The sequence below is a fragment of the Gemmatimonas sp. genome (genome assembly GCF_041689975.1).
In the GTDB taxonomy this organism is placed as follows: Bacteria; Gemmatimonadota; Gemmatimonadetes; order Gemmatimonadales; family Gemmatimonadaceae; genus Gemmatimonas.
The window spans coordinates 1-1,223 of record NZ_JBDNFF010000429.1; the positions used below are offsets into that span (position 1 = coordinate 1).

At 60.0% G+C, this 1,223-nt stretch carries 1 protein-coding gene; it reads left to right on the top strand.

The window, feature by feature from the left end:
- A partial coding sequence (locus ACESNG_RS24030; protein ID WP_373071238.1) for a 2-oxo acid dehydrogenase subunit E2 occupies positions 1-171 on the top strand: 171 nt, incomplete at its 5' end.
- Positions 172-1,223 lie beyond the last annotated feature (1,052 nt).

The following is a 1,223-nucleotide window of genomic DNA, read 5'->3' on the forward strand; positions in this document are numbered from 1 at the left end:
CTTCACAAGACGCAGGACCGCCCGGTGGCGATCAACGGCAAGGTCGAGATCCGCCCCATGATGTACGTTGCGCTCTCGTACGATCACCGGATGATCGACGGCCAGCAGGCGGTGTTGTTCCTGGTGCGTTTCAAGGAACTGATAGAAGACCCGGCCGCGATGTTGCTGTAACGGAGGAGTACGGAGTCGGGGGTAGGGAAAGGGGCGTACCCCTTACTCCCTACCCCCGACTTCATACTTTGCCGTTATGAAAGCACCACGACGCCCCTAAGCGTTGCCGCCGGGACGTCGGGCTTCACCAGCAAGCGACTCAATGCGAGGATTGGAGTCGCCGCCAGCGATGAATGTGCTACACCGTTGAGTGGCTGTGCGAAATGCATGCCGTCGTGTGTAAAGACGCTTGGGGTGACGTGCGGTCACGCGGCGCGACAGGAATTATTGCTGGTCCCAATGTATGCGTGGTTCTGCTGGCGCCAATGGGAAAGTTGCGACGTTTTCCACAGCGTTACGTAGCTGGGCGCGGAGCTGGGGCTTTTCGTGAGCTTGGAGTGGTGAGTTCAAGCTTCGAGTTCTGGGTTGAACCCGCGACTCGAGACTTCAACCCAACACTCCGAACTCGCTTTTACGGTGCCCTGTTCAGACCTCGAGAGTGTCGAGTTCTCGCCCGCTTCAGTGCGGCATCACCTTGCCGTTCGTGCGCATCGATCCACCGCTCGGTGAGCTGGCGGTCAGATGGGTGCCGATTCCTGTTCTTCGCGTGTTGCTCAGCGTTCTCTGCGCCTCCTCGTCGTCTGCGTGATCGGTTCAGCGGCCTGCTCGTCGTCGCCCCTAAGGAGTCGTGCGCGGCGTACGAGGCGCACGGGGCAGTGAAACTGATCACGCAGAGGCGCAGAGAACGCAGAGGCGCTCCGCCAAACCCTGTCGGATTTTCTCGTGATCACGCGCGAAACCCATTCTCTCGCAAAATCCATCGTCGAACGACAGGATCAGACACCTTCGAGATGTTCCGCTTGGCTTCATCGCGCAAAAATCAGCGCAGACCTCGGCACTCTCGAGTTCAGAACGAGAACGCCAATGATGTGACGACCACACCATTCCGCCGCGAAAGTCCCGATACGTTTCGACTGGTGGGGAACACGGCGTCGGCGGCGGCGAAGCCGCGTAGCTCGGTGCGCCAGAGGACGCCCGGTTCTAATCGCACATCGACGCCGAGCGATGCGCCA